The organism is Psychrobacillus sp. BL-248-WT-3 (assembly GCF_012843435.1).
GTDB lineage: Bacteria > Bacillota > Bacilli > Bacillales_A > Planococcaceae > Psychrobacillus.
Genome location: NZ_JABAFC010000030.1, coordinates 17,325 through 43,844 on the forward strand (window position 1 = coordinate 17,325; position 26,520 = coordinate 43,844).

25 protein-coding genes are annotated in these 26,520 nt (G+C 39.9%); 2 read left to right on the top strand and 23 right to left on the bottom strand.

From position 1 onward, the window contains the following. Positions 1-57: 57 nt before the first annotated feature. From HF876_RS14050 to HF876_RS14150, 21 genes are all read right to left on the bottom strand, one after another. Complete coding sequence (locus HF876_RS14050) at positions 58-1,092, bottom strand: dihydrodipicolinate synthase family protein (protein ID WP_169360678.1); 1,035 nt, start codon at positions 1,090-1,092, stop codon at positions 58-60. After that, on the bottom strand, positions 1,093-2,109 hold the full coding sequence (locus HF876_RS14055; RefSeq protein ID WP_169360679.1) for an NAD-dependent epimerase/dehydratase family protein: 1,017 nt from the start codon (positions 2,107-2,109) through the stop codon (positions 1,093-1,095). An 18-nt stretch (positions 2,110-2,127) separates the two neighbouring features. Beyond that, positions 2,128-3,369: an Nramp family divalent metal transporter gene (locus HF876_RS14060; protein ID WP_169360680.1), complete on the bottom strand. Its 1,242-nt coding sequence runs from the start codon at positions 3,367-3,369 to the stop codon at positions 2,128-2,130. 605 nt (positions 3,370-3,974) lie between these two features. After that, complete coding sequence (locus tag HF876_RS14065; RefSeq protein ID WP_169360681.1) at positions 3,975-5,141, bottom strand: CaiB/BaiF CoA transferase family protein; 1,167 nt, start codon at positions 5,139-5,141, stop codon at positions 3,975-3,977. 19 nt (positions 5,142-5,160) lie between these two features. After that, positions 5,161-6,600, bottom strand: a complete 1,440-nt coding sequence (locus tag HF876_RS14070) for an SLC13 family permease (RefSeq protein WP_169360682.1) — start codon at positions 6,598-6,600, stop codon at positions 5,161-5,163. Beyond that, a complete protein-coding gene (locus HF876_RS14075; RefSeq protein WP_240949772.1) occupies positions 6,590-7,282 on the bottom strand; it encodes a class I SAM-dependent methyltransferase in 693 nt (230 codons plus the stop codon). The genes HF876_RS14070 and HF876_RS14075 overlap by 11 nt, the downstream gene beginning before the upstream one ends. A 32-nt stretch (positions 7,283-7,314) precedes the next feature. Next, positions 7,315-8,481 carry a mandelate racemase/muconate lactonizing enzyme family protein gene (locus HF876_RS14080; RefSeq protein ID WP_169360683.1) on the bottom strand — a complete coding sequence of 389 codons (1,167 nt, stop codon included), beginning with the start codon at positions 8,479-8,481 and terminating at the stop codon, positions 7,315-7,317. Between the two features lie 403 nt (positions 8,482-8,884). Beyond that, positions 8,885-9,733, bottom strand: a complete 849-nt coding sequence (locus tag HF876_RS14085; RefSeq protein ID WP_169360684.1) for an HpcH/HpaI aldolase/citrate lyase family protein — start codon at positions 9,731-9,733, stop codon at positions 8,885-8,887. A gap of 37 nt (positions 9,734-9,770) precedes the next feature. After that, entirely contained in the window at positions 9,771-10,835 is a 1,065-nt protein-coding gene (locus tag HF876_RS14090; protein ID WP_169360685.1) for a tartrate dehydrogenase, read from the bottom strand. A 30-nt stretch (positions 10,836-10,865) separates the two neighbouring features. Then, complete coding sequence (locus tag HF876_RS14095) at positions 10,866-11,540, bottom strand: GntR family transcriptional regulator (RefSeq protein ID WP_169360686.1); 675 nt, start codon at positions 11,538-11,540, stop codon at positions 10,866-10,868. Positions 11,541-11,598: 58 nt separating this feature from the next. After that, positions 11,599-12,486 (bottom strand): NAD(P)-dependent oxidoreductase, encoded by an 888-nt coding sequence (locus tag HF876_RS14100; RefSeq protein WP_169360687.1) that lies wholly within the window; start codon positions 12,484-12,486, stop codon positions 11,599-11,601. 37 nt (positions 12,487-12,523) lie between these two features. Next, positions 12,524-13,072 carry a Fe-S-containing hydro-lyase gene (locus HF876_RS14105; RefSeq protein ID WP_169360688.1) on the bottom strand — a complete coding sequence of 183 codons (549 nt, stop codon included), beginning with the start codon at positions 13,070-13,072 and terminating at the stop codon, positions 12,524-12,526. 11 nt (positions 13,073-13,083) lie between these two features. Next, positions 13,084-13,929 carry a fumarate hydratase gene (locus HF876_RS14110; protein WP_169360689.1) on the bottom strand — a complete coding sequence of 282 codons (846 nt, stop codon included), beginning with the start codon at positions 13,927-13,929 and terminating at the stop codon, positions 13,084-13,086. Further along, positions 13,926-14,456 (bottom strand): PaaI family thioesterase, encoded by a 531-nt coding sequence (locus tag HF876_RS14115; protein WP_169360690.1) that lies wholly within the window; start codon positions 14,454-14,456, stop codon positions 13,926-13,928. The genes HF876_RS14110 and HF876_RS14115 overlap by 4 nt, the downstream gene beginning before the upstream one ends. Positions 14,457-14,489: 33 nt before the next feature. Further along, positions 14,490-15,830 carry an MmgE/PrpD family protein gene (locus HF876_RS14120; protein WP_169360691.1) on the bottom strand — a complete coding sequence of 447 codons (1,341 nt, stop codon included), beginning with the start codon at positions 15,828-15,830 and terminating at the stop codon, positions 14,490-14,492. Positions 15,831-15,879: 49 nt separating this feature from the next. Then, on the bottom strand, positions 15,880-17,040 hold the full coding sequence (locus tag HF876_RS14125; RefSeq protein ID WP_169360692.1) for an acyl-CoA dehydrogenase family protein: 1,161 nt from the start codon (positions 17,038-17,040) through the stop codon (positions 15,880-15,882). A gap of 14 nt (positions 17,041-17,054) precedes the next feature. Further along, positions 17,055-17,849: an enoyl-CoA hydratase/isomerase family protein gene (locus HF876_RS14130; RefSeq protein WP_169360693.1), complete on the bottom strand. Its 795-nt coding sequence runs from the start codon at positions 17,847-17,849 to the stop codon at positions 17,055-17,057. 16 nt (positions 17,850-17,865) lie between these two features. After that, positions 17,866-18,798 carry a hydroxymethylglutaryl-CoA lyase gene (locus HF876_RS14135; RefSeq protein WP_169360694.1) on the bottom strand — a complete coding sequence of 311 codons (933 nt, stop codon included), beginning with the start codon at positions 18,796-18,798 and terminating at the stop codon, positions 17,866-17,868. A gap of 67 nt (positions 18,799-18,865) precedes the next feature. Beyond that, positions 18,866-19,252 carry a 4-carboxymuconolactone decarboxylase gene (gene pcaC / locus HF876_RS14140; protein WP_169360695.1) on the bottom strand — a complete coding sequence of 129 codons (387 nt, stop codon included), beginning with the start codon at positions 19,250-19,252 and terminating at the stop codon, positions 18,866-18,868. A gap of 18 nt (positions 19,253-19,270) precedes the next feature. Beyond that, positions 19,271-20,614 carry an MmgE/PrpD family protein gene (locus HF876_RS14145; RefSeq protein WP_169360696.1) on the bottom strand — a complete coding sequence of 448 codons (1,344 nt, stop codon included), beginning with the start codon at positions 20,612-20,614 and terminating at the stop codon, positions 19,271-19,273. Between the two features lie 91 nt (positions 20,615-20,705). Next, positions 20,706-21,737 (bottom strand): DctP family TRAP transporter solute-binding subunit, encoded by a 1,032-nt coding sequence (locus HF876_RS14150; protein ID WP_169360697.1) that lies wholly within the window; start codon positions 21,735-21,737, stop codon positions 20,706-20,708. Between the two features lie 324 nt (positions 21,738-22,061). On the opposite strand from HF876_RS14150, the gene HF876_RS14155 reads away from it, so the two are divergent. Both HF876_RS14155 and HF876_RS14160 read left to right on the top strand, forming a co-directional pair. Then, a complete protein-coding gene (locus tag HF876_RS14155) occupies positions 22,062-22,559 on the top strand; it encodes a TRAP transporter small permease (protein WP_169360698.1) in 498 nt (165 codons plus the stop codon). Further along, positions 22,547-23,812: a TRAP transporter large permease gene (locus HF876_RS14160; protein WP_169360699.1), complete on the top strand. Its 1,266-nt coding sequence runs from the start codon at positions 22,547-22,549 to the stop codon at positions 23,810-23,812. Before HF876_RS14155 ends, HF876_RS14160 begins: the two co-directional genes overlap by 13 nt. A gap of 406 nt (positions 23,813-24,218) precedes the next feature. Here the strand turns inward: HF876_RS14160 and HF876_RS14165 are convergent, their stop codons facing one another. Together HF876_RS14165 and HF876_RS14170 are read right to left on the bottom strand one after the other, a co-directional pair. Beyond that, positions 24,219-26,093, bottom strand: coding sequence for an SEC-C metal-binding domain-containing protein (locus tag HF876_RS14165; protein ID WP_169360702.1), 1,875 nt, complete (start codon positions 26,091-26,093; stop codon positions 24,219-24,221). Positions 26,094-26,274: 181 nt separating this feature from the next. After that, positions 26,275-26,433, bottom strand: a complete 159-nt coding sequence (locus HF876_RS14170; RefSeq protein WP_169360700.1) for a hypothetical protein — start codon at positions 26,431-26,433, stop codon at positions 26,275-26,277. Positions 26,434-26,520 lie beyond the last annotated feature (87 nt).

Consider the following 26,520-nt stretch of genomic DNA (forward strand, 5'->3'; position numbering starts at 1 on the left):
ACCTCTCCCCCCTTTGAAATAGAAGAAAGACACACCTAATCGATGTGCCTCCATTGCTTAACCGTTTACAACACTTTCCTTTTCCAAAAAAGCCTTTACAAATGCATCATCGTTCAGCTCTGGATACGCGTAGTACACACGATTGATTTCCTCTAGCTGACCCTCACTCAATACCTCGTGATCCATTAGGCACCAGTTCCCCTGCATAAGCCCCTGTCTTCTGAGCACTTCATTGATACCCGCAATACTTCCCTTAAAGTCGTTTCTCGAATCAAAGAATGCTGCGTTGGCATCCGTGACATGCTGGGCAATGCTGAACCACTTTGGATCAATCTGACCCTGTGCCCTTGCTTCTTTTATTTGCTCAAAAAGCTCCACTGCCTTTTGTGTCCACACAGACCAGTGCCCTAGCAAGCCACCAACGATTTGCTTATCATTATAATTGGTGAACAGATCCACTACGATATTGTCATCATTGCCGGTATAAAGCGCAATCTCGTCTCTTCTCGGAGAAGCGTTCACTGCGCGAATCACATCTAATGTTAAATAACGGTCAAACGGAGCCATTTTAATGCCGAAAACATTGTCGATTGCAGCGAACTGCTCCCAAAATTCATAGCTAAATACCCGTCCACCTACAGCTGGCTGCAGATAAAAGCCGAACACTGGAATAATAGCAGCGACCTCTTTCGTACGTTCAATTAGTTCTTTTTCGGAATATTCATTTAATCCACCATTACTTAATAGTACCATATCATAGCCAAAACTTTTAGCAATTTCTGCCTCTTTAACCGCCTGCTCTGTTTTACCACAAGCACCCGCGATTTTAAGGAATGGACGATTCAGCTTTGCGTTGTTGATTTCCTCCATCGCAAGCTTTAATACCGTTTCATACAAATCAAACTGAGGATCTCGAATCTCAAATTGTGTGGTATGCACGCCAACAGCTACCCCGCCAACGCCTGCCTCCAAGTAATATCGAGTTAAACGGCGTTGGGCCTCTTCGTCGAGCTTTTTGTCTTGCGTGATCGCAAGTGGATGCGCCGGAATGAACGCCCCGTCATGTAGATGCTGTTTTAACTCCTCTTTCATTTAAAACTCACCCTTCCTCTCCTGGAAGTGGGTCGGTTTATTGATCGTTTCTCCGTCATTCGCCACCCATTCTGCAATCCACTCAATCATTTCACGAACTGATACTCTTGGATAGCCAAACAGCTGGTGTGCCTTGCTCGCATTGTTAAGGAGTGCATTTTCCTGCTCTGCCCCCTCAAAAACAGGCTTCTTATCGAACAAGCGGCCAAACTCATTTGCAACCCAGCGTACGGAAAGCGTCTCCGGACCAGTGACGTTGATAACGGTTGGAGGCGAGCTCGCGTGAAGCAAGGATCGAATCGCGTACTCATTCGCATCCCCTTGCCAGATCACATTGACATGCCCCATCGAAAGGTCTAGCGGTGTTTCATTGAATACAGACTTTGCAATCTCCAATAAAACCCCGTAACGCATATCGATTGCGTAGTTTAAGCGGAAAATCGCAAGTGGCGTATTGTCTCTTTCTGAGAAATATGTAAACACACGCTCTCTTCCTAAAGAGGATTGCCCATACTCTCCAACCGGTGCAACCTGGTGGTTCTCATCGCAGCCGCTCCCAATCACAGGCACTAACGGATACACATTTCCCGTAGAGAATGACACAATATTAGAGCCCTTAAAATGCTCTGCCACTCGACCAGGCAGATAGGTGTTCATCGCCCATGTGAAATGCTCGTTGCCAGTCGTCCCGAATTTATTGCCAGCCATGTAAATGATGTTCTTTTCAACAGGCAGCTTCTTTAGTTCGTCCTCGTTTAATAGATCACAGGCAATCGTTTCAACCCCTGCACTTTCCAGCTCCGCTTGCAGCGTGCCATTTGAAAAACGCGACACACCAATCACCTTTTTATCCAAGCCGGCCTCATCAATCGCACGCTTCGCCATCACAGCAAGCGTCGGTCCCATCTTCCCACCAATACCTAAAATCATAATATTCCCGTCTAGCTTCACCATGTCATCAATCAATGCAGCGGATGGCTGCGTCATCAAATTCTCTAACTCTTCAACTGTTTTCATAATTTCCCCCATTCCTTTTTAAGAAAAAAAGATATTGTTTGCGTTGTTATATGCCAGATAAATTAATACAAGTAACCCTATTATGCCGAGTGAATTGCTGAGCCATTTGTTTTTCAGTTCCCCCATCACTCGCTTATCATTCGCCACGACTAAAATGGCAATCGCAATAAACGGAACAACAAATATCGTAACCGCCTGCGCAAAAACGATTAAATTGAGAGGTGCAGACCCAAACACAATCCCAATAACCGAGCCAAATAAAATCACTAATATAATGAAAAGCTTCACCTTCATATTAGAAAGGTTATTCCCTACCCCAACTCCGTCGGCAAGCAGTGACCCACCAATTGTCGCATTCCCCATCAAGGACGAAAACGAAGCCCCAAATAGCCCAAGCATAAACACAACCGTCGACCAGCTACCAAACAACGGCTCGAGCGCCAAGCCCATCTCCGACGCATCATTCACAACAAGCCCTTGTGGTTTGAGGATCGTAGCTGCTGTGATCATGATGAGGAAGGAAATAATACCTAATAGTATGATTCCAAGAAACGAATCCCTTCTCGCTATTGACGTATCCTGCAAACCCCACCCTTTTTCTTTTACTAGATAGGATTGATATACTGCCCCTACGATAGAAAAGCTAGTCGCAAACAACGCGATAATTAAACCACTACTGCCCTCAGGCAACGCTGGAATAAACCCATTAAAAATTTCACCAATAGACGGCTTCGCTAAAAACACTGTGATAACGAAAGCAATTAACATTACTACTACTAATGCCAGCATTAATTTCTCTAAAAATTGATAAAAATGCTTTGCAAAGAGTAACGCTATCGATATTAAAGTGAATACAACAATCCACGTATTCGGATTCAAATCCGTAATAACAGAAATAGCTAACCCGGTGCCAATAGCGTTACCTGCTTGAAACGAGGCGGTTACCAAAAAAGCACCCACGCCAATAAGTAGCCCTACAGGAAATCCCCATTTTTCCTTAATAACCGTAATAAAACTTGATTTCGCAGCCAACCCTATCCGAGCACTCATCTCTGTATATACAACCATTAAGACAATCGCCAAAACAAGTGTCCAAACCAACGTTGACCCATAAATTGCCCCAATCTTAGAAGAAAGCGTGATGCTCCCCGGCCCAATCATTAACGCAGAAGTTATTAACGCTGGACCTATATAATGAAAAATACTCCTTCTCCTAGCCCTCGCACTCCCAGCAACCCCAATCTTCGCCCCTTCGTTCATAGAAATCCCCCTTCTACTGATTTTTCTGAATTATATGTTTTTATAGTAACGTATAATGATATTTAATGACATGACGTTAATAGGACTGTAAATAAAAAAGAAGCAGTCAGTGGGATGCTGGCTACTTTTTTGATCGAATTGAATTGTGTGGGAGTTGTGTGTGACACAGGGACACACACAACTCTCCAATAGGGGCGGCGTTAAGTGCAACACTTCCGGTTTTTTACGCAACACTTGAATCGATTTCTGCAACACTTAATCACTTTTGCGCAACACTTTTCATTCGTGCAACACTTCCGGCTTTTTGCGCAACACTTTCACAGTTTCCCGCAACACTTGGATTTGTTTCTGCAACACTCAATCAGTTTCCCGCAACACTTTACGTTTTCCACCTTGCTACATGCATGCCCACTCTCTTCATACCACACTTTGAACTACTTTGCTTTACGCTACAAAGGGAAAAATTCATCTACCGGTGATAAATCTCTATGAGCTGTGATCAAATCGATATCAAATATACATGCGGTCACCAAGGACGAAGCGAATTGTATGCAAATTGTGTCTGACACAGGGACACACACAACTCCGCCTACAACTCCCCAACCTCAAACCCCCAACGACACAATCTCCCTCTCGCTGTATCCTAACTCCTTCAGAATCTCTTTTGTATGCTCCCCGATGTTAGGTATTGGGTTCATTACGGATTCGATCTCGTCAAAGGTTACGGGTGGTATGAGTGCTTTTAGCTTTCCGACTGGTGATTCAACCTCTCTCCAGCGATTACGTGCTTCTAGCTGTGGATGATCAATTAAATCGTTTACGGTATTTAGGCGTGCGTTTGCTATTTTTTCTGCTTCTAACAATCGGATGACTTCGTTTGGATCCATCTTTTGAAAAACTTCTTCGATGATGATTTTTAATGAGTCTTTATTGGCGACACGGTTTGAATTGTTGTTAAAGCGAGGATCTATTGCTAGGTCAGGATTGCCTAGGACCTTTGAGCAAAAATGGATCCACTCCCGTTCGTTTTGGATGCCCATGAACACTAGTTTATCGTTGCCTGCCTTGAATGGGCCGTAAGGATAAATAGTTGCATGGCTGGCACCTGTTCGTTTTGGTTCACTTTCTCCGTATCCTGAATAGTACATCGGGTAGCCCATCCATTCTGCTAATGCCTCTAGCATCGATACTTCTAAGACTGCTCCTTTTCCCGTTTTGTAGCGAGCAATTATAGCTGTTAGGATGCCAGTATATGCGTACATTCCTGCCGCAATATCGGCAATTGATATTCCTGATTTAGATGGAGAATCTTCTGTACCTGTTACAGACACAAGTCCTGCTTCACATTGGATTAACAAATCGTATGCTTTTTTGTTCATATATGGGCCGTCACTACCATATCCGGAGATGCTGCAAATTATGAGCTGTGGAAACTTTTCTTTAAGTTCTGCGGCACTAAAACCAAGTCGATCTACCGCACCAGGTGCTAAATTATGAATGAATACATCGGCTTTAGAAAGTAGTTTTTCTAAAACTTTTTTCGCTTCTTCTTGTTTCAAATCAAGAGCCAAAGATTCTTTAGATCGGTTGATCCATACAAAGTGACTCGACATACCGTTGACTGTGTCGTCATAGTTACGTGCAAAATCGCCCATTCCCGGTCTCTCCACTTTGATCACTCTGGCCCCTAAATCTGCTAATTGTCTTGTAGCAAAGGGTGCGGCCACGGCCTGCTCTAACGATACTACGGTAATATCTTGTAAAGGCAACATCTACATTCCTCCTCACATTTTAAACTAAACCAATCCACTTCCACCACGTCGCTGCAACCAAGACTGTAGCGATAATGGTTATAATAGTTGCGTACAATCCAGGCTTTAAAAAGTCTTTTTGTGAAATCATTCCGCTGCTATGAGCGATTACGTTAGACATCGATTCTACAACTAACATATAACCGAAGACACATGATAAACCAGTCGCGAAGCCAATTGTTAATGGGTCTAGCCCTGCATTTAGAGCAACGCTGATTATAATAGGAACCAAGATCACTACTGCTGTGGAAACATTGGATATCATTTTATGGAACAATTGTGCCATCACACTAACTACCAATACCGCCAATAAAGGATATTGAATAATGTTCGTAAACCAATCTACACTCAAATAGTCACTAATTATATCCGCCGCACCAGAGTCGACAAACACATACCCCATTGATAAAGTTACACTCAATAACAATACGGTATTGTAATTAATTTGAATCACCTTTTCCCAAGAGGCAATTCCTACTTGAGGCAGGGTCAATAGAACAACACCCAGTAAAGCTGGAATGCTCGGATGCATGCCATGGAACGGTTCCGTTAACCATAAACTAACGATTAAAATTAAGATGATGAGACAGTTGATCTCTTTTTTATTGACCGGTCCTAATTCTTCTAGTCTCTTTTTCATTTCGCCTTGAATCATAGGGAAGCTTTGCTGTTCTTTTGGTAAAGGAAATACCTTTAATAGAAGAATCCATATAGAAGGAATTAGTATGAGCCATAACGGAAACGTATAAAGGAACCACTGGAAATACGTGATGTTCACTCCTGCAAAACGATTAAGAATCTCCACCGTTAATATATTGCCGATTGCAGCAGTCATGACTGCTGTTCCGCTAATTACTCCTCCATAGGCGACTCCTAGCATAATCATTTTCCTTAAGTTACTTCCCGGCTTTGCATTAACAATCTCAATAATCATTTTGGAAACTGGCATTATTAAGGCCGTTCGAACCGCGGTAGTTGGAATAAAAAATGCTTGGATTTGCTGAATGATAATGATACTTCCTAATAAGCCCTTCGCATGGCTTCCCCATCTTATTAAAATCTTGTAGGTCAATCTTCTAATCAGCGAAGTTTCATTGACTGCTGTAGCTAGCATCATTCCAGCAACAATTAAATAAGTAGCTGGCGAAGCAAAGCCACTAAATATAACGGAAGTATCTGCTACTTTGAGAACAAGCATAAGCAATAAAATAATTAGACCTGTAAGACCCATAGGAATAGGCTCTAAAGCCCATAAGATAATTCCTGACGTAATAATGCCGGTCATGATTTTAGCCGAGTACGAGAATGTGTCTGGCAACGATAGAAATATGATAAAAAAACTTACTAGGGCTAGTGCAAGAGCTGCATAGTTTTTATAGTTCTCTTTTAAAACAAGACTTCTTCGCAATTTATAAAGCATGACAGATCCAACCACCAAAATGATTCGTCTTGAAAAAGTTTGCAATTCGGTGAAAACCAGCTTCAGAAAGTAAGCTTCGAATTTCTTCTTCAGAGATAGATGATTCGGTTAATGTTGCGTTCATTAACTCTTCTACTTTCTCTTCTGACAAGTTCGTCGTATCTAGCCAGTAATTTTTCCAAAGGTTCACCAGTTCTTTAAACTCTAACGAATTCGGATCTCCATATTTACTAACGAGTATAAAAGGGCTTCCCGGTTTCAGGTGAGCTCTAATTTGTTTTAAGAGTGCCAGCTTATCCTTTACGTCAGGTACGAAATGAAGAACTAAGATACACGTTGCTGCATCAAACGTATCATCAGGAGGAACTATCTCAATTGTTCCATTGAAGAAATCGACCCGATTATTCATGTCCAGTTGCTCTACCTTCATCTTCGCCACCTCAAGCATCGCCTTTGATGGATCTACAACGGTAAACTTCCATTCAGTATTGCTAGGTCCAAAAGCATTTAGCTCGTTACCTCCTCCACCTCCAACTACTAGGAGAGAGGCTTCCTCTTTTAAGTTTGCCCGTAGAAAAGTTTGCGAAAGCCGAAGCATTGGATCGTATGTAGGGAGATTTCGTCTTATCCCTTTGTCATACTCAGCGGCCGTTTTATGATCAAACTCCAGTTTATTAGACAACTTCTCGCCTTCCTTCTCTTTGATATAACCTTTTATTTCCCGATAGATGATAGCAAGCTATACAAATCTGATTTTGCTTCAAAACCAATGCCTGGAATGTCCGGAAGCCTTACATATCCGTCTTCAACGGCATAGTTATCGGCAAATCCACCAAATGGCTGAAATACGCCTGGGTATGATTCATTCCCATGAAGTGCTAATCCCGCAGCTATGTTCAGTGACATCTGATGACCTCCATGAGGTATACAACGTCTAGAGGACCAGCCGTGTTCATTCAACATTTCTAAAATGCGTAGATATTCTACTAATCCATAGCTAAGCGCACAATCAAATTGAAGAAAGTCTTTCTCAGGGTTCATGCCTGCATATCGGATTAAGTTGGTTGCATCCTGTAAGGAAAAAATATTTTCCCCAGTTGCGATGGCATGTGGATATCTCTTGGACAGTTCAGCCTGCAGATGAAAGTCCAGAGGGTCTCCCGCTTCTTCATACCAGATCAATTCATAGTCTTTAATCTTCTCTCCAAATTCAATAGCATAGTCTAAGTCAAAGCGACCATTTGCATCGACCATCAGTCCACTTCCTGAAGGTAAAATCTCTAGAACTGCTTCGATACGCTTTATATCTTCACTTAAAGAAGCACCGCCAACCTTCATTTTCACATCCTTATAGCCGAGCTCGAGATAACCCTTCATTTCATCCTGGAGTTCCGTTAAGCCTTTGTCTGGGAAATAGTAGCCTCCAGCTGCATAAATGTATACCTTTTCGTCTACCTGACCATTCCCATATCGTTCTGCAAGAAGCTGGTATAAAGGCTTTCCTTCTATTTTGGACACTGCATCCCAAACAGCCATGTCTATTACACCAACTGCAACCGTTCTTTCCCCGTGTCCCCCCGGTTTTTCATTTGCCATAATGATGGCATGTATTTTATGTGGATCAAGATTAGTCCCATCATCTGTTAAAATATCTTTCGACTCTGCCTCAAGTAATCTAGGAATAAATCGTTCAAGTAATAGACTTGTAGGCGCATATCGGCCATTCGAGTTAAATCCAAAACCAACGACTGGCTTTCCATCTCTTACCACATCTGTTGTGATGGCTAATGCAGATGCTGTCATTTTACTAAAATCAATATAAGCATTTCTAATTGGACTACTAATTGGCACAGTCTTAACTTCTATATTTGTTATTTTCATATCAAATCATCCTTTGTTTTTTATTTTGGCTATGTTAAAGGTTATGGTTGATTTATGATGCAAAGAAATCTTAAATCAGAGAGTAGAATTGATTTCCGCCCCAGCCGGACGCTTTCCGTGGGGTGAGCGATAAGCCATCACCCGTCGCTTACGCGCGCGGTTGTGATGTCTGATCTGTCTCACTCATCCCACTGGAGTCGCCGTCTGTCGCTCCTAGCATCGATAAAGCGCTAATAAATTAACTCGCATAAACAAAGCAGAAAAACTGTCACCAACCCCAGTCTCATAATTTATTGTCTCTTATATAATCTTTCCAGTCGTCACTATAATAAAGAATGGTTAGTCAAAATAAACCAATAACTTTAACAGAGTTTTTGTTTTTTATTTTAATATTCCGAATATTTCATACGGAATCTAATACTATATTTTTAGCTTTCTTGTACACTGGATAATCTACAAATTGACTATTTACCATTATCGATGCTATACCGTTTTGTTCTGCATTTTCAAATGCTTCCACAACAGCTATTGCTTGATCGATTTCTTTTTGAGAAGCGGAAAAGGTTTGGTGGACGGCTTCTATTTGCTTAGGATGAATGATTAATTTCCCTTTAAAGCCAAGTTGTTTGGCAAGTTTCGCTTCCATTTCCAAACCTGCTTCATTATCTAGCTTAGGATAGACAGTATCTATAGGAGCTCCAATGCCCGCAGCTCTGGAAGCAATGACAAGCTGGGAACGAGCGAATAATAACTCCAACCCATTCGTTGTAAGCTCACAATCGATATCTAATGAAAAATCGATAGAACCAAAAGCCATCCGCACAATTAACTCATCTGCTGTCGCAATAGAATAAGCAAACTGGATTCCTTTTGCGGTTTCTATTAATGGAATTACTTGAACTGGCTTTAATTGATTGGTTGAATATTCTCGAGCGATCTCACAAACAGCCTTCATGCCCTCGGAGCTTTCTGATTTGGGAATCATAATACCTGCAGCCCCATTCGATAATGCGCATTTTAAATCTTTCTCCCAAAAAGGGGTATCCAAGTCATTGATTCTTACAATCAATTCTTTTTCATCCCTAAACTTAACCAATGCTTCTTTAACTATTTCTCTTGCGCTATCTTTTTCCTTTACCGCTACCGCATCCTCTAAATCTAGAATCACAGAGTCAGCTTTTGAATGAATGGCTTTTCTAATTACTTCCTTGTTACTTCCAGGTACAAATAAATAGGAGCGTGTACGATTCATAGATTTCCCCTTTCTTAGGAGCATTTATGTCGGCCTTTTAGGAATTCACGCCTTCTATTTTTGCAATAATAGCATCCGTCACCTCTGTTGTACTATGGTTCCCTCCAATATCAGAAGTCTTGATGCCTGACTGTAAAGTATGTTCAATCGCCTCTAATAAGATAGCTCCCATTTCTGTTTCTCCAAAGTGATCTAGCATCATTTTGGCTGTCCAAATTTGCCCAACCGGATTTGCTATTCCTTTTCCATAAATGTCAGGAGCCGAGCCATGAACAGGCTCAAACATGGAAGGGTATTTGCCATTTAAATTTATATTGCCAGAAGGTGCAATTCCGATGCTTCCCATAATGGCTGCTCCAATATCACTTAAAATATCTCCAAAGAGATTACTAGCCACCACTACATCCAATGTGTGAGGTCTTGTAATGAAAAAAGCGGAAAGGGCATCTATATGTTCACTTTTAGTTGGAATATCCTTATAGTTTTGAGAAACCTCCGCTAATACGTCATCCCAAAACGGCATAGAGTGAGCGATTCCATTTGATTTGGTTGCACTAGTTAAATGACCATTTCTCTTTGTAGCTAGCTCAAAAGCATATTCCATGACCTGCAAAACAGCTTTTTTAGTAAAAACGGAGTTCTGAACTACTATTTCATCTATCCCTTGATGGATTCGACCGCCGCTACTGCTATATTCACCTTCACTATTTTCTCTAACAATCATAATATCGAAATCTCGTGGATGGCTTAATGGAGAAACTATTCCCTTAATATGCTTAGCAGGACGAATATTAATGACTTGTTCAAATTCTCTTCGAATTTTTAACAAGAGGCCGCCTAAGGAAATATGATCCTTTACGAGAGAAGGGTCTCCTACAGCTCCTAAAAAAATAGCATCGCTTTGACTTAGCAAATCTAACCCATCATCCGGCATCATTTTCCCATGCTCAACATAATACTGCGAACTCCAAGGATAATGAGTATAGTTGAACGTTAAGCCTCCATGAACCTTTGCGATTGCATCTAGTACTCTTAATGCTTCAGGTACTACTTCTTTTCCTATTCCATCTCCCGGAATGACAGCTATCTCTAACCTTTTCATTATATTTCCCCTTCCATGCCTACCTTTTACTTACTGCCTTCCACTCATTTCAATCATTTTTATTAAGTTATCCTTCGTACGAAGAATATGCGTCTCGATTACATCCCTTAATTTAATAGGGTCATTTTCTTTAACATATTTCACCATTAGGCTATGCTCCTTATGAGATTCTGCTAGATGATCCACTAGGACACTTGGCGTATACGGAGGTATCCCTTTCCACAGGGTATCGATGTACCCTTTAATCCTTCTCCAAGGGCATGCTTCTATAATTATTTGGTGGAAATCTGCATTCATTTTCATGTACTTTTCCATGTCTGTCTCGCTATGATCTAATTGAATCATCTGCTCATATAGTTCTTCTAAATCTCTAATGTCCTCTTCGTCTAAAAAAGGTAGCGCCTTTACAGCAGCCTCTCCCTCTAGCATGGCTCTCAGCTGATAAATCTCTTCAATATCATCAATAGAAATAGGGGTGACGATTGCACCTCTTCTTGGCTCCATTCGAACGAGCCCTTCTACCTCAAGCTGTTTCAACGCTTCTCGCAGAGGCATTCTACTTACTCCTAACTTCGCTGCCCACTCTTCTTGCATAAGACGGTCTCCCATCTTAAATTCTCCTCTTAATATTAAATCTCTTAATTTAGTAGTAACTTTAAACTGTAAGGTTGAACGATCTAGCTCTGTAAGTTTTAATTTATCCATAATATGCTCCTTGAGTTTCCATAGTATCTTCCTAATATATTTGGAATTAACAATGCACTTATGCTTTTATTTCTACATCAAACATTTCCTCTATATGCTTTACTATAGTTGTATGGTCTTCGTTTCCTTTACCTTCTGACCAAGCCTGCTTCCATAATTGATAGGAAGCACTTGATATAAACATAGGTACCTTTTCATCTTCTGCCATGCTCATTGCAATTTTTAAGTCCTTCACCATTAAATCTAGTGTAAATCCTACTTCGAAGTTTCTAGTTAGTACTTGGTTCGGAAATTTAAAATCACTCGAGAAGCTTTTTCCTGTGCTTGTATTTATCACGCTTAGCATCTTAGTTGGATCTAGACCCAGCTTTACACCAAGAGCTATTGCTTCTCCTGTTACCGCCAAGGTTGCTGCTGAAATCATATTGTTTAGTGCTTTCACCGTGTGGCCTGCTCCAATATCACCTACGTGAATTACATTTTGACCAATCTTTCCTAATAGAGGTTCAACTTCTTCAAAATTGAAAGCGTCTCCTCCAACCATTATCGACAGTGTGCCTTCCTCTGCTTTTTTTACTCCACCACTGACTGGAGCATCTATCATTCTAAATCCTGCATGTTCCATCATTTTGTTTATTTCTTTCGTTTCAGAAGGGATGGAAGTAGTCATTTCAATAAGTAAGCTATTTGAGCTAAACCCCTTCATCAATCCTTCCTCGCCAACTAGTATTTCCTTTACGATATATACATTAGGGAGAACCGTTATAACATATTGAAATTTAGCTGCTAAATCAGCTGGACTCTCTGTTTCTTCTGCACCAAAGCTGGCATATATTCGCATAAATTCTTTATTAACGTCGAAGATCCCTACTTCTACTCCTTGTTCCAAAAGCCTCTTAGCCATCCTGCCACCCATGTTACCTAAGCCTATAATTCCAACTCTCATTAAGGTTATCCCTTCTTTTCAAATAGATTTCAACCGTCTATTGCTTAAAGTTGGCTGTTCCCTCTTCGTAAAGGTCCCCACCATGAATATCATTTATAACAAATACGGGAAAGTTCTCTACCGTTAATCTTCTAATAGCCTCTGTCCCTAAGTCTTCATATGCAATCACTTCCGATGTTTTGATGGAACGCGCTATTAATGCTGCTGCTCCGCCAACTGCCCCAAAGTAGATGGCTTTATTTGTTCTCATCGACTGCTTTACTTCCTCACTGCGATATCCTTTCCCAATCATGCCTTTTAGTCCTGCTTCCAGCAGCCTCGGTGTATATGCGTCCATTCTCCCGCTAGTCGTAGGGCCAGCTGAACCAATAACTTCTCCAGGTCTACCAGGAGTTGGTCCAACATAGTAAAGAACTTGATTGGTGAGGTCGATAGGAAAAGGTATACCTTCAATTTCTTGCTCAATCATTCTTTTGTGCGCCGCATCTCTGGCTGTATAAACAACGCCTGACAATAAAACACGATCTCCTGCTCTTAAAGAAATCAAATCTGCCTCTTGTAAAGGTAGGTTAACTTTTTTCTGCACAGTAGCTCTCCTCACGTTAACGTAATAGTTTGATGGCGACTGGCATGGCAGTTAAGATTGACAGCTACCGGTAGTGCCGCTATATGGCAAGATTCTACTTCAACCTTTACATCCAATGCTGTTGTACTTCCCCCCATACCTTGAGGACCAATACCAAGTCTATTAATCTCATCCATCAGCTCTTGTTCTAATTGTGCAATAACCGGATCCTGATGCCGTACACCTATTGGTCGAAACAAAGATTTTTTTGCTAAGTAAGCGCATCGTTCGAAGTTCCCTCCAACACCAACTCCAACAACAAGAGGAGGACATGCATTTGGCCCTGCTTCTTTTACGATAGATAGAATATAGTCCTTTACACCATCCATTCCTGCAGAAGGCTTCAGCATTTTTAAATCACTCATATTTTCTGCTCCTCCACCTTTGGCCGTCATATGAAGTGTAAGCTCATCCCCTTCCACAAGTTCAATATGAATCACAGCAGGTGTATTATTTCCTGTGTTTTTCCGATTTAAGGGATTATAAATGATTGAATTTCTCAAATAACCGTCCTTGTAGCCTTTAGAAACTCCTTCATTAATCGCTTGCACTAGGCTCCCCCCAACAATCTGACATCCTTGCCCTAGTTCTACGATAAAGACTGCGGTTCCCGTGTCCTGACACATTGGAACTTGTTCTGCTTTTGCAATATCCGCGTTTTCGATTAATTGGGAAAGAATCTCTTTACCAGTTTCCGATTTTTCGGTGTTTAACGCCTGCTTAAAAGCAGTGTAAACATCATCACCTAAGTTATAATTCGATTTCTTACACATCTCTGCAACCTGGTCCACTACCGTCTCATAAAGAATTACGCTCATACCTTATCCTCCCCTCTCTTTTTATCTCGAACAATATAAAATGTACCAAGCCCCTTGGCTACTAAGTCCCCATTTTCGTCTGTGATATTACACTCTGAAACGACTGTGCTTTTTCCTTGATAAAGTATAGAAGGACTTGCTAATAGATAAGCGCCCTGCCCCTTTTTAATAAAGTTAACTTTTAATTCCAGAGTAAAAACCTTTTCGTTTTCTTTTAAATTGCTTAATATACTAAATCCTATTGCAACATCGCAAAGCGTATAAATGGCTCCACCTTGCGCAACTCCATATGTATTCTCATTTTGAATTCCAAGCTCCATTTTGGTTGTTCCATCTGAGTTTTGTGTTATCCCTAAAAATCTTCCTAAAAAATGCATAGGTATATCTGTTGTATCTCTATTTTCAAAAGGTGTTTGATAAAGAGAGAGTAAATACGATATTTGGTTTAACTCAATACTACTAAGCGATTGAAGATTCGTTTGAATAGATTGTATTAATTCATTTTTATTCTTATAATTTTCTTCCATCCTTGCACCCCTCTCTCTTTAACAAATATCCCTTTACACTTTAGCCATCAGGGCTGATATATTGTCCATGATTTCTAGTTCTAAGATGCTATCTATAATTTGTTGTTTATTTTCCGGTGGATGTTGTCCTGTCATGTGCTTAAACTTTTCAATAAGTTCATCTGAAGTAACCGCATTTTCAGGGTCTCCTTTAGGAAAGTCCGTTTCTTTAGAAATAATCTCTCCATTTGTCAAAACAACCTCTACCATAGAGCCCCATTTTTCCGGATAACTAGCATTGATCCTCGAGTCTATCCCTACGTTTACTCGCTTTAAAAGTGCCCGTATTTGACTGTCCCATAATGTATCCTCATTAAAATCAGATAAAACTGCGCTGCCTTTTAATATTGCCAATGCTGAGCAAAATTGTAAGCTAAATTTAGCTGCATACTCAGTCTTCGGTTCGTCATTATCTGTTATATCTATAGCTGCCTTGTATGACTTCACTGTTATTGACTCAATTTCTTCAAATTTTGGGCTGCGCTCTTTGAAAACTTCTATTAACAAGTCGATGGCATGATGCGTATGACGACAGGAAGCATGAATCTTAAAGGAATTTTCCATAATCTTAAACTCTGAACCTAAGCCTTCTGTTATTTTCGTCGTATCATACTCATCACTCATAGCTTTAAAAAATCCACGATTACCCTCCAGGATTTTAAGCGGTCCAGTAAACCCTTTTTGTGCTAAAAGTGCTGCAAGAATGCCGTTCATAGATGCTTTTCCTGAATGAAGCTGCTTGGTCATTGCTCCATCCTCTATAAATTCCCACAGGCCAGCTGCTTGTGTGCCGGCATTACCTAATGCATGCACCGTCTCTTCCTCTGTAAGCTGAAGTAGTTTAGCCGCCGCAATAGCTGCTCCAAAAGTTCCGCATGTAGCTGTATTATGCCAATAATAATAGTGGGATGGAGAAACCGCTTCTCCGATTCTAAAACAAACTTCATAGCCTGCAACGATAGCTGTAATTAAGTCCCTGCCGGATAATTCTTTCCACTCCGTAATCGCTAACGCAGCTGGAATAACTACTGTTGCCGCATGGATAATAGATCCCTTATGGATGTCGTCTAGTTCCACGACATGACTCGATGCCCCGTTTACTAAAGCTGCTTGCAAGGCAGAGGTTTTTCCTCCAGTAAAAAGGCTAGCTTGCTCCTTGCCTCCCATTTCATCTATTAAGTCACTAATCATTTGAATTGGTAGTTTATCCGAACCAGCTATAGCTGATCCGAAATAATCCAGTATACATAGCTTAGTAAACGATATTACCTCTGCAGGAAGCTTTTCGTAGGTCATGTCAACACTGTATTTTGCCAAAGCCTTACTTAACTCCATTTGCTCATTCTCCTTTTTAGGGGGCATAGCACCAGTCACCCTGAATGCTTTAAAACGATCTCGGTAATCCTAGGACGTGCTGACCTACATAGCTGACAACAAGGTTATTAGTTACAGGAGCAATTACAAATAGACGAGCCTCCCTAAACTTTCGTTCAATATGATATTCAGTAGCAAATCCGTACCCACCAAATGTGTCCATGGCAGCATTTGCTGCTTTCCAAGTTGCTTCGGAGGCTAAATATTTTGCAATGTTTGCCTCTGCACCACAGTTTTCGTTTGCATCGAACATGTTAGCTGCTTTATCTCTCATCAGCTTAGCTGCTTCAATCTCCATATAAGAACGAGAGATTGGGAACTGAACTCCCTGGTTTTGGCCAATAGGTCTTCCAAAAACTTCACGCTCGTTTGCATATTTCACTGACTTATCGATAAAATACAAGCCGTCCCCAACACTTTCTGAGGCAATTAAAATACGCTCTGCATTCATCCCACTTAATACGTAACGGAAGCCTTTTCCTTCCTCTCCTATTAGATTCTCAACTGGAATCTCAACATTCTCGAAGAACACTTCCGTCGTAGCATGATTAATCATCGTTTCAATGTTACGAATCGTAATCCGATCCTTTTGATCTTGCATATCTAAAATGAATAAACTTAAGCCATCTGTCTTTTTCGCCACTCTATCCTTCGGCGTAGTCCTTGCCAGTAATAGCATTAAGTCCGAGTAATTAGCTCGAGATGTCCAGATCTTTTGCCCATTTACTATATATTTGTCTCCTTGACGCTCAGCTGTAGTAATTATGCTTGTTGTATCACTACCAGCGGTTGGTTCTGTAATACCAAAGGCTTGAAGACGTAGTTCTCCACTTGCAATTTTCGGTAGAAATCGTTTCTTTTGTTCTTCATTTCCGTGGCGAAGAACAGCTCCCATTGTGTACATCTGTGCATGCCCAGCGCCTGCATTTCCTCCTGAGCGGTTAATTTCTTCTAATATTATTCCCGCCTCGATCATACCAAGGCCTGCCCCTCCATATTCTTCGGGTATTAATACGGATAGCCAACCTTCGTCAGTTAAAGCTTTTATAAATTTCTCAGGATACTCCTGCTTTTTATCTATTTCTTTCCAATAATCCTCTGGAAACTTTTCGCATAGAGAACGGACACTTTTCCTAATAAGATTTATATCTTCCTGTGTGCTTAATACCATTCCAAATTCCTCCCTTATTTTCCTTGCCAATTTGGTTTTCGTTTTTCATTAAAGGATAGTACCCCTTCTAATCTATCTTCTGAATTGGCACATTTATAATATTGGTCTAGCTCTATCGTTAACGCTGTGTTGATATCCGTTTGAAGCCCATTATTAATTGCTTGTTTAATTGCTTTTAGTGATAGCGGTGCATTTCCAGCAATTTCTTTTGCTATTTCTAAAGTACTTGTCAGGAGCTCTTCCTTAGGAAATACGCCATTTATAATCCCTGCCTCTAGCGCTTTTTGTGCATCTATCTTATTTCCTCTAAATAAAAACTCCTTTGCTAAGCCAACCGGAATAGCTCTTGGTAAAAACTGCGTCCCACCTACACCAGGAATGATTCCTAATGTCACTTCCGGCAATCCCATCTTCACATGGTCTGCAGTATAACGAAGGTCACAGCTTAAGAGCATTTCCATTCCACCTCCAAGCGCAAACCCATTAACCGCTGCGATTACTGGATATGGAAAGTTTCGTAACAATCCGTATGCATCTTCAAAAATATCGTGCTGCTGCTTCCACTGCTTGTTCGTCATACCTTTTCTTTCTTTTAGATCTGCTCCCACGCAGAAGCTTTTTTCACCGCTTCCCGTTAGGATCAAAACGCGTAAATCCTCTTTTTCTCGTAATTCCTTTAAGCAATCAATTAATTCAGTTGCCATTAGGGTATTCAAGGAATTCATCGCTTCTGGTCTATTCAATTCAATGATATAAACATTTTCATCACTGTACTCCTCGTTCACTATTATCGTCTTCCAATTTGTCATGAATGTATCCTCCAAATTATTTAGTTATAGTAGGAACTGGATATTTACGATTGTACGGTCCTGCACTTCTTATATAGCTTGGAGTCTCATGTTCTACTATTTTGGTGAGTGTCTTGGACGCCTCTAGTAAGTTATCTAAGGATAGACCAGTTTCAATCCCCATACTGTGGAGCATGTGTATGACGTCCTCCGTACAGACATTCCCTGTTGCACCCGGTGCAAATGGACAACCGCCTAGCCCGCCTAATGATGCGTCAAAACTGTCTACTCCTGCTTCCATAGCTGCAAGAATATTGGAAAGTCCCATTCCTCTTGTGTTATGAAAATGCAGGTTAAATTTCTGTCCAGGAAAATCACTACGTAAACCAATCAACAAATCATACACTTGTTTCGGATTTGCCATCCCAGTTGTGTCTGCTAATGAAATCTTGTTAACTTGTATAGCTATTACTTCAGCTAATACACTTTTGATTCTTTCAACTGGTACCTCACCCTCAAAAGGACATCCAAAGGTAGTTGCGATAGAAACGCTTAACAGAATATTTTTCTTTAAACAAAAGTCTTGAATTTCTTTTAATTCCTTTAGTGATTCTGCCGTTGTTTTATGCACATTCTGCAAGTTATGCGTATCACTTGCGGAAAAAACAAAATTTACTTCTTTCACATCGTTCAAGTGAGCATTTTCCGCTCCTTTTAAATTTGGAATTAAGGCGATCAGCGAAAGTTCTTTCTCTTGGTTCCTAACAAGCGAATACAATTCACCGCTGTTTGCCATTTGCGGTACTAACCTTGGATGGACGAATGATCCAAACTCAATAGTTGACACACCAGCTTTTATTAACTGATCAAAAAGTAGTTTTTTCTCTTCCACACTTACGATTTTCTTTTCTAGCTGTAAACCATCTCGTAGAACAACTTCATTTATCTGTACACTCTTGGGAAAGTTCATCTAAGACCTCCGTCATGTATTTTGTATCCAAAAATAATGTAAAAAAATTTGCACCGGTATTTGTTCTCTATTGTTGTTCTTTATCTATTTCATCTAACACTTCTTTTGCAGTTCTAAAGCTATCGATCGCTGCTGGCACCCCACAATATATAGCAGTTTGTAGTAACACCTCTTGAATTTCTTCTTTCGTTACACCGTTATTAATAGCTCCTCGTACATGAAGCTTTAACTCATGCGGTCGGTTTAAAGCAGTAATCATAGCTAGATTTATCATGCTTCTCGTTTTCTTCGGAAGGCCAGGTCTAGCCCAAACTTCTCCCCAACAGTATTCGGTTACTAATTCTTGCATCGGCATATTGAAATCTGTTGCATTATTAATAGAATTATCAACGTACTCTGCTCCAAGGACACTTCGTCTTATTTCTAATCCTTTTTCAAATCTCTCTTTTTTCATAGCCATTCTCCTAACGTTTTATATTTGTACACCATTTCCTTTGTTATTCAGAACAATAAGTTCGTTTATATCAGAATATTTATCTATGTCTAAGAGAAACTGAGCCATACTGTCTGTTGTGCCTTTTCCCATATGCTCTTCGACAAGGCTACCGAATTTAGTCAGAAGCTCATCTTCTTCCATTGGGTTATCAATGCTACCTTTTGCATGCAAAACTTTGTGCGTTACTGTAGTTCCATCTGTTAATAATGCAGCTAGCTCGACCTCATCTTCTTTCAGGTTTTCGTCTATCACTACACGAATTTTGTTTTGTACTTCTATAATTTTTTCATCTTTAACCTTTTCGTCTGTATACTGTTTTTCACTTGCATCGCCATCTAGGAATGCTATTGCAGCTGTAAAATAAACACTGAACTTTCCTTCTAGCCCTGTCTGTGGAGTTTCCTTACCAGTTAACTCCAGTACATAAGGATTAACCGTTAACTCAATTGACTCTAGCTGATCAGCTGAAGCTCGTTTATGTAAATAAACGCATGCATCAATTGTAGGGTGAAGAACAATCCCGCAAGCATATGGCTTAAAACTATTTTTTAATAGCTCCCATTCCTCTCCCCAGTTCACATTCACTTTTTCTAAGTCATGCTCCGGAGCTAACACATTAGCAAACCCGCGCTTCGATTCTAAAATCATTTCAGAGCTCGTAAAACTTCTCTTTGCCAATAACGCTGCTAGCAAGCCATTTTGTGCAGCTTTTCCAGGATGGAATGGTTTAGTCATTGTTCCAAATACATCTCTTAGACCAAATGCTTGTGTCCCAGCTATACCTAAAGCCCAAACGAGCTTTTCAGAATCTAGCTTCAATAAAATACCCGCTGCGATTGCTGCACCAAAAACCCCCGTAGAGCTTGTAATATGCCAGCCTAGCTGATAATGACTTGGGTAAACCGCATTGGCTATTCTTAATTCTGCTTCGCAGCCTAATATAAACGCGTGCAAGATTTCCTCTCCACTTAACCCTAAGTTTTCTCCTAACGCAAAAACGACTGGAGCCACTGGTCCGCTAGGGTGATGGATCGTATCTAAATGCGTATCATCATAATCAAAAATATGAGAAGACGTACCATTTATTAATGCTGCCATCAATAAATCCACTTTTTCTTCTCTTCCGAATACAGAAACCTGCTCTGCCGATTGCAATTCTTTTGTTACGTCCAACATCATTTCAATAGACGGATGCCTTGAAGCTCCAATGGCAACCCCCATCCAGTTTAGTAAGCTTCTTTTTCCATGAAGCTTCACATCCTCTGGTATTTGTTCAAAAGAAGTTGATAAGCAATGATCTACTAATGTTTTTGTTACCATCTTTTCTCGCCATCCTTTTTTACTCTATGTAAACTGAAAAAGTCGGTTTTAGTACCAACTTTTTCAGTTCTAAGTTTAGAAATGTAGTAATCTATTTAGCCGCTTCACGTGCTGCTTCGATTACATCCGCTCCTATTTCTTCTTCATATTCTTTGTAAATCGGCTCCAAAACCTTACGGAATTCTTCCACTTGCTCTGGCGTTAATTCCACGATTTCAACATTTCCTCTTTCCTTAATCGTTTCCAATGCTTTGTCATTTAGACTCTTAGCTTCTGCACGTGCTACCTCTGTACCAGCAGCCAAACCATCCTCGACTATTTTTTTCGTTGCTTCATTCATGCTATCCCAGAATTTTGTATTAGTGAAAACAGCATAATCCACACGTGTATGATTCATTACTGTCATATACTTTTGTACTTCATCAAACTTTTTCGATTCAATATTACTAAATGTATTCTCTTGGCCATCTACTACTCCTTGGTCCAGGGCAGTATATAACTCTCCAAATGGAATCGATTCAGAACCTGCTCCTAAAGCATGGTAAATAGATTCAAGTACTTGCCCACCTTGTGTACGGAATTTCAATCCTTTTAAATCTTCCGGAGAACTGATTGGACGTTTACCATTAGTCAAATGCTTTCCTCCATTTGGCCACATAGATAATCCAATTACCCCATCATTTTTAAGGCTTGCTAAAACCTCTTTACCTTTTTCTCCATCCCAGAAAGCAATGGCTTCATCATCATCGTCAAACATAAATGGAAGAGCTGGAACATTAAATTGTGGATTGTTCCCAACAAACTTTGTTAAATCAGGTGCTATAAATTGGATGTTATTAGCTACTAGATTTTGATATTCATCCTGATCGCCGAATAATGAACTATTTGGATAAATCTCAACTTCAATTTTTCCACCTGACTCTTTTTCAATGTATTCCTTCATTTTTAAGGCACCTTTATGCTTCGGGGTGTTTTCTGCTACAACATGTGCAAATTTAATTTTCATTTCTTGTACTCCGTCACTAGCTTCACCAGAGACCGGTATTTTTTCATCGTCACCTTGGCAGGCTACTAGAAAGATAACTGAAATTAAAACAAATAAAGATAATGCAAACTTTTTCATCCTTTTTCCCCCTATTGTTTTTTAGTAATTTTCTTACACCCTAAAATGAAAGGGCTTACAAAAAAGTGAAAGCATCTTGGACAACGAAGTACTTTCAGGTGACCTTCTAACTACTTAACCTCTTAAACAAGTTGATCGAAATCTATTACTCTGTACTTTGGATACAACTCACTTACAAATTATCACACCGAAAACTGAAAGTAAAGAAAAATTATAATATTTAGTATTATTAGAATTTTATATTGTTTTTTCAAATATACTGTATTATGATGTACCTTGTAATCCTGTATCCGAAATACATAAACTAATAGGGGAGGAATCTGATTGAAAGTTTTAAACTTTATTGAAAGCGCTTTATCTGGTATTTTATTCCTTTTAGGAATTGGTATTAGTCTATACTCCGTCTTTATGCGATACGTCATGGGGGCTTCCCAAAGCTGGGCAACAGAGGTTTATACGATGCTCCTTGTATGGGCAATTTTCATAGGCTTTTCTACAGCCTTAAAAGAAGATAAACATATTGCCATCGAACTATTTTATGATAAGTTTGGTCCTACTATGAAAAAAGTCTCTCAAGCCATCATTTTTATCATAGGGATTGGTTTCAGTATATTCATTATATGGACAGGTTTTAATATGGTTCTTACTGCATACGATCAGCAGATTAAAACAATAGATCTTGGGTTCCCTATTTGGATCAACTATTTAATCATGCCGATTGCTGGGGTTTTATTACTTATCCGCTTCTGTGAAAAAGCATATAGATTCTTTGTGAAGCATGAGGAAATTACTCATGGAGGTGATTTAGAATGGAAGCAATAATCGTCATTGGATTATTATTTGTTTTAGCCTTCTTGAGAGTCCCTATTGCTATAAGCTTAGTAGTCTCCAGTATTTTTGGACTCTATTTAGTAGACTTCTCGCTGGATACGGTCATTCAAAAAATGTTTACAGGGGTAAATAGTACAACGCTGATGGCTATACCAGGTTTCGTTTTTGCTGGATTGGTCATGGCAAAGGGGGGTATCTCCAAATATTTAATAGAATGTATCAAATCCTGGGTTGGACATACAAAAGGCGGGTTATCTGTTGTAACGGTGCTAACTTGTATGATTTTTGCAGCTATTTCTGGATCAAGCCCGGCTACTGCTGCGGCAATCGGAGCAATAATGATTCCTATGATGGTGAAAGCAGGATACGATAAAACATATTCCATGGGATTAGTAGCTGCTGCGGGTACATTAGGAATCTTAATCCCTCCTTCCATCCCACTTATTCTATATGGTTCCGTATCTGAACAATCCACTGGAAAGCTATTCTCTGCAGGGATCTTACCCGGTATATTACTTGGGCTATCCTTAATGGTTTATGCGGTAATTGTTGCACATCGCAAGGGCTATGGTGGGTTAGAGAAAGTCCCTCTTAAAGATAGATGGAGACCAACGTTAAAAGCAGTATGGGGTCTAATAATGCCTGTTGTTATATTAGGCGGAATCTATAGCGGGGTCGTTACACCAACAGAAGCATCCTTCCTAGCATCCCTATACGCGATTATCATCTCTATTTTCGTATACAGGGAATTGAACTGGGCTAAATTTAAACACATATTAAATGAGTCCATTACCACTACCTCCATGATATTTTTAATCATCGCTGCAGCACTCATACTAGGAATGTTCTTAACAACTGAACAAATTCCTCAAGGGTTCGCATCATGGGTAAGCGAAAGCGGCTTTAATAAATGGACATTCTTAATAATTGTAAGCGTTTTATTCTTCATCCTAGGGATGTTCTTAGAACCAACTGCGATTATTTTAATCACTCTGCCTATCCTTCTACCAATCATCACAACGCTGGATATCAACGTTATCCACTTTGCAATAATCATGGTAGTGAACATGGAACTCGGTATGATCACACCACCTGTAGGACTAAATCTCTTTGTCGTCAGTGCAATATCCAAGGAAAAAGTCGACAGGGTAATAAAAGGAGTCATCCCGTTCTTTGCCATCTTTGCGATAGTACTCGTGTTGATTATTATTTTCCCAGAAATTTCATTGTTTCTTACAAGGTGATTTATGGAAAGAGACCAAGAGCGATATGTTCTTGGTCTCTTTTTTCTGTTGAGAGCTTAGTGAGTAGTGTGGGAAATGCAAAAAGGAAGCAGACAGTTTTCTCTTCTGGCTGCTTCACAATGTTTGACACCAGGAACAGACAAAAGTTCTATACCGGTGATAAATCTCGGGTGAACGTTGATAAATTTGCTTGAACTGTTATAAATCTCTTTCGAACGGTCATAAATTTGCTTGAACTGTTATAAATCTCTCTCGAACGGTTATAAGTTTTTACGAACGGTCATAAGTCTCTGTCCTACGGTGCTAAACATCTAGACATGCGCACAACCTAGCCGAACGCTTCCCACGGTCTCTCCATTCGATGAATTGTGTGGGAATTGTGTGGGACACAGGGACAGACACAATTTTACTCTCGCATATCAAATCCTTCCATAAGCGTATGAATCAGCTGTGCTTCTTCGTGACTTTTTGCTGTTACGACTGCTGATTTAGGATAAGGCTCTGAAGGAATATGGTCCATTGCAAGTAAGTAGAGTGCTAAAGGGTTTAGCTTTGCTAGTTTATCCATAATAGGTTCTAATTCCTTTTCCCTTAGTGGCTTACCTTGAGATTTATGCAACATTTTCTTCGTTTGAAAGCTTAAGTATTCGTAGGTTGCATCGTCTGGATTAGGGTAAAGCGCTAAAACTGCCTCAGCTTCTTCCGGTGATCCGAGGTGTAGCATGGTGCTTACTAACAAGTATCGGGCACCTTGATTATCATTTGGGTTTAGCTCCATTACTTGTAGGAACTGATCCAGCGCAGCATCGAAATTACCAAGCTCAAATTCCCAAACACCATATGCAAATAGAGCACGCAAATATGGACGATTAGGTACGTAGCCCCAAGCTACGTCAAATGATGAATCGAACTGTTTGTAAGCTTCTTTAATGGCTTTTTTATAAAATTCTCTTGCTGTCTTTTCATTTTTCGCCAATTCTGCGTTGTGTAGCAGGACATCTGGATTGTTCGGGTCTGATAGTTCAGCAATCTTCCAATAATTATTTCGAAGCTGCTCCGTTTCTGCAAAATAACCTTCATATGCATTTAATTGAGCCTTTTCTGAATTATTCTTAGGCTCATAAGGTTTATTCATAAATTGAGATACTAATCGTTGCATCTCTTCTTCACTTTCAATTTCAACGCTATCCATGTGCATCAGTAGCTCCCAGTTTCGGTATTCAGAAAGACGAGGATATGTTCCTACCTCAAATCGAAAATTTCCCATAGGTTGACTGCCATCTAATTCTTCTACAATTTCATTTCCCATATTTAAATAGAATTCCTCTATTTCCTCAAAGTACTTTTTGACAGTAGAAGGTGATACATCAAACGTTTCAGCAATTTCCTTGTTCGTCCAGTCATAAGTATCAAAGCTAAGGTACTCATTAGCGAAACGGACTGCACCAGCAGCAACAGCTTCTTTTTTCCTTGGATTTGGAGAACAAGCGATTAAATACTCCTGCAACAGTGGCATAAGCATTTCGTCGCTTAAATCGTTTTCATCTAAAAATTCTTCTAAAATCTCTAGTATTTCTTGATGTGCAGGCGAAATCTCAGGTACATCCTCTTGCAGAAGCTCAAAGCATTCCAAAAGGTTTTCCTTTAGAAAATCTCGAGAATCTAACTTACTCTTTTTAGCAAACTCCTTTATTCTTTTCATTTCTCCATCGAGCATTTCAGGCATAATCAGAAAGCCTGTAGCAATACTTATTCCGTTGGAGCCTTTTCGATGATCCGAAAATACTATCCCTACGATATAAGACATCAAGTTAATATCTAAACTCTGAAACTTTTCCATTTCATGAACAGTTCCACTGACCATGTCCTGAACAAGTATTGTTTCCTCTTTAACCTTCGTCACTTTCCCAATAAGAATAATAGGACTTGTCCACTCTTTGAGCACTTCCGTTACAGATGCTCTCGATGATTTTTTCATTTGTTTCTCTAAATAATTCTTCCATTGTTCTTCTTTCTTTATCAATAAATAATAGTCTAATGCCAGAAGTTCGATTTGGTTTTTCTCCCAAATCCCTCTTAGTCTGGAGTCCCACGTGTTCATCGTCATATTCAACTCGAACATGTCTTTTTGTTGTGGATACTCCGCATAATAAGATTCTAATATTTGTCGTAATTCACCCTCCACCACTTTATCAATCGACACTACATCCTTCGCACCGTGGCATTTCTTATACTTTTTCCCACTCCCACATGGGCAAGGATCATTGCGTCCTATTGTCATTGAAATCACACCTTTTTCTTTTTATCATAACAAAATTTATAAAATTAGGTCGATGCCTATCATGAATTAAAGACTAACTTCCTAGATAGGTTAGAACATAAAAAAGAAGCAGCCGAGTTACTTGATGGCTACTTCTGATAAATGATCTGATACACAGGGATGTACACAACGCATCACAATGTTATCCCCTCTTTTCAACAAACAACAAAATTAATGTTGCCAAGGGACCTAATATAAGAGAAAGAAAAAACCAATTTAACCCCGTTCTATTCTTTCCTTGTGCAAGTCCAGCATTTATCAACGCCAATGTACCCCAGCCTACAAAATATTGGTTGTCCATCACTTAAAAACCCCCTCGTATATTAGTAATAAGAGCTCTTTCCGATAGAATTTCCAGTTGATCCGGACAGCTGGAGGATCTGTTGGA

Excerpts from the sequence above, each read along its gene's own strand:
- HF876_RS14160 (WP_169360699.1), top strand. The coding sequence starts at position 22,547 with ATGGAAGCAATAATCGTCATTGGATTATTATTTGTTTTAGCCTTCTTG.
- HF876_RS14055 (WP_169360679.1), bottom strand. The coding sequence starts at position 2,109 with ATGAAAACAGTTGAAGAGTTAGAGAATTTGATGACGCAGCCATCCGCT.
- HF876_RS14095 (WP_169360686.1), bottom strand. The coding sequence starts at position 11,540 with ATGGATAAATTAAAACTTACAGAGCTAGATCGTTCAACCTTACAGTTT.
- HF876_RS14065 (WP_169360681.1), bottom strand. The coding sequence starts at position 5,141 with ATGTTGCCTTTACAAGATATTACCGTAGTATCGTTAGAGCAGGCCGTG.
- HF876_RS14120 (WP_169360691.1), bottom strand. The coding sequence starts at position 15,830 with ATGGAGTTAAGTAAGGCTTTGGCAAAATACAGTGTTGACATGACCTAC.
- HF876_RS14170 (WP_169360700.1), bottom strand. The coding sequence starts at position 26,433 with ATGGACAACCAATATTTTGTAGGCTGGGGTACATTGGCGTTGATAAAT.
- HF876_RS14060 (WP_169360680.1), bottom strand. The coding sequence starts at position 3,369 with ATGAACGAAGGGGCGAAGATTGGGGTTGCTGGGAGTGCGAGGGCTAGG.
- HF876_RS14085 (WP_169360684.1), bottom strand. The coding sequence starts at position 9,733 with ATGAATCGTACACGCTCCTATTTATTTGTACCTGGAAGTAACAAGGAA.
- HF876_RS14100 (WP_169360687.1), bottom strand. The coding sequence starts at position 12,486 with ATGAGAGTTGGAATTATAGGCTTAGGTAACATGGGTGGCAGGATGGCT.
- HF876_RS14090 (WP_169360685.1), bottom strand. The coding sequence starts at position 10,835 with ATGAAAAGGTTAGAGATAGCTGTCATTCCGGGAGATGGAATAGGAAAA.
- HF876_RS14080 (WP_169360683.1), bottom strand. The coding sequence starts at position 8,481 with ATGAAAATAACAAATATAGAAGTTAAGACTGTGCCAATTAGTAGTCCA.
- HF876_RS14110 (WP_169360689.1), bottom strand. The coding sequence starts at position 13,929 with ATGAGCGTAATTCTTTATGAGACGGTAGTGGACCAGGTTGCAGAGATG.
- HF876_RS14050 (WP_169360678.1), bottom strand. The coding sequence starts at position 1,092 with ATGAAAGAGGAGTTAAAACAGCATCTACATGACGGGGCGTTCATTCCG.
- HF876_RS14150 (WP_169360697.1), bottom strand. The coding sequence starts at position 21,737 with ATGAAAAAGTTTGCATTATCTTTATTTGTTTTAATTTCAGTTATCTTT.
- HF876_RS14145 (WP_169360696.1), bottom strand. The coding sequence starts at position 20,614 with ATGGTAACAAAAACATTAGTAGATCATTGCTTATCAACTTCTTTTGAA.
- HF876_RS14115 (WP_169360690.1), bottom strand. The coding sequence starts at position 14,456 with ATGGAAGAAAATTATAAGAATAAAAATGAATTAATACAATCTATTCAA.
- HF876_RS14135 (WP_169360694.1), bottom strand. The coding sequence starts at position 18,798 with ATGAACTTTCCCAAGAGTGTACAGATAAATGAAGTTGTTCTACGAGAT.
- HF876_RS14125 (WP_169360692.1), bottom strand. The coding sequence starts at position 17,040 with ATGGTATTAAGCACACAGGAAGATATAAATCTTATTAGGAAAAGTGTC.
- pcaC (WP_169360695.1), bottom strand. The coding sequence starts at position 19,252 with ATGAAAAAAGAGAGATTTGAAAAAGGATTAGAAATAAGACGAAGTGTC.
- HF876_RS14130 (WP_169360693.1), bottom strand. The coding sequence starts at position 17,849 with ATGACAAATTGGAAGACGATAATAGTGAACGAGGAGTACAGTGATGAA.
- HF876_RS14070 (WP_169360682.1), bottom strand. The coding sequence starts at position 6,600 with ATGCTTTATAAATTGCGAAGAAGTCTTGTTTTAAAAGAGAACTATAAA.
- HF876_RS14165 (WP_169360702.1), bottom strand. The coding sequence starts at position 26,093 with ATGACAATAGGACGCAATGATCCTTGCCCATGTGGGAGTGGGAAAAAG.